General features: G+C 73.4%; 7 protein-coding genes. 1 reads left to right on the top strand and 6 read right to left on the bottom strand.

Translation table 11 applies throughout. The features are described from left to right. On the top strand, positions 1–272 hold a 272-nt coding region (locus tag L2I40_RS17545; protein WP_237216487.1), incomplete at its 5' end, for a tyrosine-type recombinase/integrase. 538 nt (positions 273–810) lie between these two features. Here L2I40_RS17545 and L2I40_RS17540 read toward each other — a convergent pair. From L2I40_RS17540 to L2I40_RS17515, 6 genes are all read right to left on the bottom strand, one after another. Continuing rightward, a complete protein-coding gene (locus tag L2I40_RS17540; protein WP_237216486.1) occupies positions 811–1,359 on the bottom strand; it encodes an NADH-quinone oxidoreductase subunit B family protein in 549 nt (182 codons plus the stop codon). 11 nt (positions 1,360–1,370) lie between these two features. After that, positions 1,371–1,604 (bottom strand): hypothetical protein, encoded by a 234-nt coding sequence (locus L2I40_RS17535; protein WP_237216485.1) that lies wholly within the window; start codon positions 1,602–1,604, stop codon positions 1,371–1,373. After that, positions 1,601–3,124 carry a hydrogenase large subunit gene (locus tag L2I40_RS17530; protein ID WP_237216484.1) on the bottom strand — a complete coding sequence of 508 codons (1,524 nt, stop codon included), beginning with the start codon at positions 3,122–3,124 and terminating at the stop codon, positions 1,601–1,603. The genes L2I40_RS17535 and L2I40_RS17530 overlap by 4 nt, the downstream gene beginning before the upstream one ends. Continuing rightward, the gene (locus L2I40_RS17525; protein ID WP_237216483.1) at positions 3,121–4,572 is read right to left on the bottom strand and encodes a proton-conducting transporter transmembrane domain-containing protein; all 1,452 of its coding nucleotides are present in this window, start codon (positions 4,570–4,572) and stop codon (positions 3,121–3,123) included. Before L2I40_RS17525 ends, L2I40_RS17530 begins: the two co-directional genes overlap by 4 nt. Beyond that, positions 4,572–5,231, bottom strand: coding sequence for a hydrogenase-4 component E (locus L2I40_RS17520; RefSeq protein ID WP_237216482.1), 660 nt, complete (start codon positions 5,229–5,231; stop codon positions 4,572–4,574). The genes L2I40_RS17525 and L2I40_RS17520 overlap by 1 nt, the downstream gene beginning before the upstream one ends. 151 nt (positions 5,232–5,382) lie before the next feature. Continuing rightward, positions 5,383–6,094 (bottom strand): NADH-quinone oxidoreductase subunit H (locus tag L2I40_RS17515; RefSeq protein ID WP_237216481.1); only part of this gene is annotated, 712 nt, incomplete at its 5' end.

Below are 6,094 nucleotides of genomic sequence, written 5' to 3'. Positions count from 1 at the left end.
TCTTCGTCGGTGCGCGCGGGGCGCGGCTCGACCCGGCCGTCGCGCAGCGCTCGCTCCGCACCTTCCGCCGCCTGGCCGGCCTGCCGGAGCACGCGACGCCGCACGCGCTGCGGCATTCCTTCGCGACGCATCTGCTCGGCGGCGGCGCGGATCTGCGCGCGATCCAGGAATTGCTGGGCCATGCCAGCCTCTCCACCACCCAGCGCTACACCAAGGTGGACGCCGCGGCGCTGCTGGAGACCTGGCGCCAGGCCCATCCGCGCGCCGACTGACGCCGCGCGGCGCAACAGCCGGGGCGACTTGGCGCTCATTACGGCAATTTCAGCGCCCCCCCATGAAGTGGAGAGAGAGGCAGGATCATGCTGCCCTCCCTCTGCCGCGCGATGATGCCTGCGCCGCGAAAGCATGTCCTTCGCAGGACTGCGCCGTGGACCCAGCGTCGTTGCGCGCTTCGGACCTTGGGCGCCCGCACGGGCGTCCGCGGATTCGGCGGCGGCCATTTCCCGGCAGGCCGACGCCGACGAGGCCGCTCCCGTTATGGGAGGCGGCCCTTCGGGCCGGTCGCAGCAATGCGGCCGGCCCTTTCTTTTTTCCTTGGCCTCAGGCGCCGGCGCCGCCTCCGGTGGCGTCGTGCCGAAGGCACGCCTTCGGCGTGACGCCTGCGCGCCGCAGGCATGGCGCGCCGGGCGGGAATGACGGTCGCGGCGCGGCGGCCGCCTTGCGGCCGCATCCTCGGAGGATGGGCAATTTGTCCGAAACGGCCGCGGCGGGGCGGTCGCAGCTGGGGGGGGGGCTTTGTCCGAACGCGCGCTACGGCGCGGCGCGGACGGCGCGCTTCGGGTCGGCCTGGGCTTCCAGCAGCGAGAGCAGGCCCTCCAGCAGCTGGGTCGGGGTCGGCGGGCAGCCGGGGATGAAGAGGTCCACGGGCAGCACGCGCGCGACGCCGCCCTCCACCCCATAGCTGCCCTTGAAGACGCCGCCATCGACGGCGCAGTCGCCGGCGGCGACGATCCAGCAGGGCTCAGGCGTGCAGGCCCGCGTGCGCTCCAGCGCCTCGCGCATGTTCCGCGTGACGGGGCCGGTCACCAGCAGCACGTCGGCATGCTTCGGGCTCGCGACGATGCGCAGGCCGAAGCGCTCCATGTCGTAGAGCACGCCGGCCATCGCGTTCACCTCCAGCTCGCAGCCGTTGCAGCTGCCCGCATCCACCTCCCGGATCGAAAGGCTCCGGCCGAGCCGCGCGCGCGACGTCGCCTCCAGCCGCGCGACGAGCGCCGCCACCACCTCCTCCGACGCCGCCGGCGCCGCATCCGTCAGCGGGCGGGAGACAAGGCGCTTCGCGAGCTTCGGCCAGAGCATGCGCTAAGTCCTCATGCCAGCTTCGCCACGCGCAGCAGGTCGTTGCCCGCCGGATCGCGCAGCACGAGCTCGGTGCCGGGCGGGACGCGCTCGGCGATCAGGCCGATCTCGGCCAGCGCCTCGGCATACTCGTCATACGCCCAGTGCTCGAGGATCGGGCGGCCCGGACCGGGCCGCACGATGGTGATGGTGAAGGTACCGGTCGCCCCCTTCGCCTCGCCACCGTGATCCGCCAGCTCGTTCACAGATCCACCCCGCTGTAGGAGCAGTTGAACGACTTATTGCACAGCGGGAAATCCGCGACGATGTTGCCCTCGATCGCGGCCTCCAGCAGCGGCCATTGCAGCCAGGACGGGTCGCGCGGGAAGACGCCGCGGATCAGCCCCCCGTCGTCGAGCGCCATCCAGGTGACGATCTCGCCGCGGAAGCCCTCGACCACGGCGATCCCCTCGCCGCCGCGCTGCGGCAGCGTCGCCGCGATCTCGCCGGGCTCGAGCGCGCCGAGCAGCGTGCGCACCAGGCCGAGGCTCTCCTTCAGCTCCGCGATCCGGACCCGCACGCGCGCATCCACGTCGCCTTCCGTCAGCACCGCGGAGGCGACGGGCAGCGCATCGTAGGGCGTGTGCGGCAGGGCCTGCCGCGCGTCGAAGCCGCGGCCGGAGGCGCGGCCGACATGGCCGCCCGCGGCGAACAGCGCCGCCAGCTCCGGCTTCAGAATGCCGGTGCCGACCACGCGGTCCTGCAGGCTCGCATGCGTCTCGTAGATGCGGAGCAGCTGGGGCAGCTCGGCCTCCACCGCATCGAGCGCGGCGAGGATCACGCGCTCGGCGCCCGGCGCGAGATCCAGCGCGACGCCGCCCGGCACGACGCGGTCCATCATCAGCCGGTGCCCGAAGGCGAGCGCATTGGCGCGCAGCACGCCCTCGCGCAGCGCGCCGCAGCGCGCATGCGGATACGCGAAGGCGGCGTCGTTGCAGATGAAGCCCCAGTCGTTCAGGTGGTTCGCGATGCGCTCCAGCTCGAGCATCACGGCGCGCAGCAGTGCGGCGCGCGGCGGTGCCGCGATGCCGCAGGCCGCCTCGGCCGCGAGCGCGAAAGCCAGCGAATGCGCGACGGTGGTGTCGCCCGACAGCCGCGCCGCGAAGCGCGCCGCGACGCGCGGCGACTTGCGGAGCATGAGGTCGAGCGTGCCCTTGTGCGTGTAGCCGAGCAGCTGCTCGAGCCGCACCACCGTCTCGCCCTGCACGCTGAAGCGGAAATGGCCGGGCTCGATCACGCCGGCATGCACGGGACCGACGGGGATCTGGTGCCAGCCCTCGCCCTCCACGGGCAGGAAGGCGGGCTGCAGCGGCGGCACCGGATCGCGTGAGGGCTTCGCGGCGAGCGGCGCGGTGACGCCCCAGCGGCCATGGTCGAGCCAGGGGCGGAGATCGACCCCGTCCTCGGCGACGAGGCCCCAGAGGTCGCGGATCGCGCGCTCGAACCGTACGGCGCCGGGGCGCGCGGGGGACAGCGCCGGGAAGCTGCCCTCGGCCGGGCAGGTGGCCAGCAGCAGGCCGCCGCCTTCGCCCGCTGGGGCCTCGTCGAAGAAGGCGGCATGCACCGCGTTCGGCTCCGCCCACATCGACAGCAGCGCGAGCGTCGGCTCCTGCAGCAGAGCCTCGCGCAGCGCGGCGAAGGCCGGACGTGTCAGCAGGAAGCGCTCGAAGGGCAGGCAGCCCTGCGGCGCGCCGCGGCGGATGAGGTCGCTCGCCGCGCCCGTCACGCCAGGATCCTCGCGCCCTCGCGCAGCAGCGCGACGAAGGCGGCAGGCGCGGCGAAGGCGAGCAGCGCGGCCAAGGCCAGGTGCAGCCAGACCGGGCCGGTCGCCCAGAGCAACCCGCCCGGCAGCGCGAAGGCGCCCGGCACCGGGTTGTCGCGCGTCGGCGCGCCGAGGCAGAGCAGTTGCAGCGCGCGGATCAGCGCCGCCGCTGCCACGACGAGGCCGAGGCCGAGCGGTACGATCAGCCAGGGCGACAGCGCCGCCGCGGCGGCGACCAGCTGCAGTTCCGACACGAAGAGCGCGAAGGGCGGCATGCCGGCGAGCCCCGCGATGCCGAGCGCGAGCCCCCAGCCGAGCACGGGATGACTCGCGGCGAGCCCGCCGATGTCGGCGACCTTCTGGCTGCCCTTGATCTGCGCCGCTGCGCCGACCGCGAAGAACACCGCCGACTTCACCAGCGAATGGCCGAGCAGGTGGAGGATCCCGGCCAGGTTCGCCACCGCCCCGCCGATGCCGAAGGCGAGCGTCGCCAGCCCGACATGCTCGATGGAGCTCCAGGCGAAGAGGCGGCGTGCGTCGCGGCGGCGCCAGAGCGACGCGGCGGCGAGCAGCAACGACAGCAGGCCGAAGCCGATGAGGAAGGGCCCGGGCGGCAAGGCGGCGGGATTGGCGCCGACGATGGTCGCGCCACGCAGGATGGCGAGCAGCGCCGCGTTCAGCAGCAAGCCGGACAGTACGGCGCAGATCGGCAGCGGGCCCTCGGCCTCGGCATCCGGCAGCCAGGAATGCAGCGGCACCAGACCCGCCTTGGTGCCATAGCCGACGAGGAGGAAGACGAAGGCGAGCGACAGCAGGCCCGGATCGCAGCGCGCCGCGACCGCCCGCAGGGCGGCCCAGGACAGGCCCGGATCGCCGCTGCCCACTACCGGCTGCGCGGCCAGGTAGAGCAGGATGGTGCCGAACAGCGCGAGCGCGATGCCGACGCCGCAGAGCACGAAGAACTTCCACGCCGCCTCCACCGCCGCCGGCGTGCCGTGGATGCCGACGATCAGCACGGAGGCCAGCGTCGCGATCTCGATCGCCACCCACATCACGCCGAGATTGTCGGAGAGCAGCGCCAGGAACTGCGCGCCCATGAAGAGCTGGAAGGCGGCGTGGTAGGCGCGGACGCGCAGATGGTCGAAGCGCTCCGCATCGAGCGTCGCGGCGGAGAAGACGGCGGTGGTCAACCCGACCAGCGCCGCGACGACGACCAGCGGCAGGTTCAGCGCATCCACCCGCGTCCAGCCCTGCTCGCCATGCGGATGGCCGAGCAGCGCGAGCGCGATGCCAAGCGACCCGGCGCCGACACCGATGTTGACGAAGCGACCGACACCAAAGCGCGGCGGCAGCAGCGCCAGCACGACCGCGCCGGCCCAGGGGAAGAAGACCAGGATCCAGGGCAGCGGCATCAGTCCCCGCGCTCCCGGTCCAGGATGGAGGTGTCGAGCGTGTCCAGGCTGTCGCGGATCTGGAACACCACGACCACGGCGACGATGGCAAGCACGAAGACGAGCGCGGCGGTGGACAGCTCCACCACCAGCGGCATGCCCGCGACGCCGACCGCACCCAGGATCAGCCCGTTCTCGAGGCTGAGCAGCCCGATCACCTGGCTGATCGCGTTGCGCCGCGCGATCATCGCGAGCATCCCCAGCAGCACGACGGAGAGCGCGATGGTCAGGTCCACGCGCGCCACGGGCGTGGCCGTGCCGGCGGTCACCGGCAGCACGACCATCACCGAGAGGCCGACGAGGCCGATCGCCGCGAGCAGCGAGGCGCCGATGCCGGCCGGCGTCTCCACCCCGCGGCTCAGGCCGAGATGGCCGACGAGGAAGCGGAGCGCGAGCGGGATGGCGACCGCCTTCGCCGCGAAGGCGATCGCGGCGGTCAGGTAGAGGCCCGGCGCATCCTGCACGTAGCCCTGCCAGGCCGCCGCGGCGGCGAGCAGCGCGCCCTGCAGCGCGAAGGCGTTGATCACCGCGCCGATGCGGCGCTGGTAGAGCAGCACGAAGGAGACGAGCAGCATCCCGCCGCCCAGCAGATGCGCAATGTCGTAGGCGGGCGTGCCCATTATTCTGGTGCCCTCAGACGGCGGGCGGCCGCATCCGCGGCCTTGCCTTCGCGCCGGCCACAGCCGCGCGTGACGGCGCGGTTGGTCTGGGCGCGGGCCGCCTTCGCGGCCTCGGCCCGCTTTGCGGGCCGCCGACTCTGTCCCCACGTCGTCACGCGAGCCTCGTCGAGACGAAGAGCAGGATGGCGCCGACGAGGCCGAGCAGCAGCGCGACGCCCAGGAACTCCGGCACGCGGAAGACGCGCATCTTGGCGATCGCGCTCTCGAAGGCGGCCAGCACCAGGCACAGCGCCGCGATCTTGATCGCCCAGGCGACGATCCCGACGACCCAGCCGATCGGCGCGAAGCCCGCCGGCGCCGTGCCGAAGGGCAGGAAGATCGCCGCGATGAGCGTGAGCCAGAGCGTCAGCCGCAGCGCGGCCGCTGCCTCCCACAGCGCGAGGTGGCGGCCCGAGGCCTCCAGGAGCATCGCCTCGTGCACCATGGTCAGCTCGAGATGCGTCGCCGGGTTGTCGACCGGGATCCGGGCGTTCTCCGCCACCGCCACCGCCGCCAGGGAGACGAGGGCGAGGGCGAGCGAGACGCGCAGCCCGACGGATCCGTCCTGGAAGGTGGCGGCGATCGCCTCCAGGCCCGTGGTCCCGGCGAGCATGGCGAAGACGAGCGCGGCGACGATCAGCGCCGGTTCCGCCAGCGCGGCGAAGGACATCTCCCGCGCGGCGCCGAGCCCGCCGAAGGCGGTGCCGACATCGAGCCCCGCCAGCGCCAGCGCGACGCGGCCGAGCGCGAGCAGCCCGGCGATCAGCAGCAGGTCGCCGAGCGGCGCCAGCGCCATGCCGCGCGCGAAGGAGGGCACCAGCGCG

It is taken from the genome of Falsiroseomonas oryziterrae, assembly GCF_021864505.1.
Classification (GTDB): Bacteria; Pseudomonadota; Alphaproteobacteria; order Acetobacterales; family Acetobacteraceae; genus Falsiroseomonas; species Falsiroseomonas oryziterrae.
This window is presented reverse-complemented; position numbering and strand designations above follow the sequence as displayed.

Coding starts and splice junctions, on each gene's coding strand:
- L2I40_RS17540 (WP_237216486.1), bottom strand. CDS start 1,359: ATGCTCTGGCCGAAGCTCGCGAAGCGCCTTGTCTCCCGCCCGCTGACG.
- L2I40_RS17525 (WP_237216483.1), bottom strand. CDS start 4,572: ATGCCGCTGCCCTGGATCCTGGTCTTCTTCCCCTGGGCCGGCGCGGTC.
- L2I40_RS17520 (WP_237216482.1), bottom strand. CDS start 5,231: ATGGGCACGCCCGCCTACGACATTGCGCATCTGCTGGGCGGCGGGATG.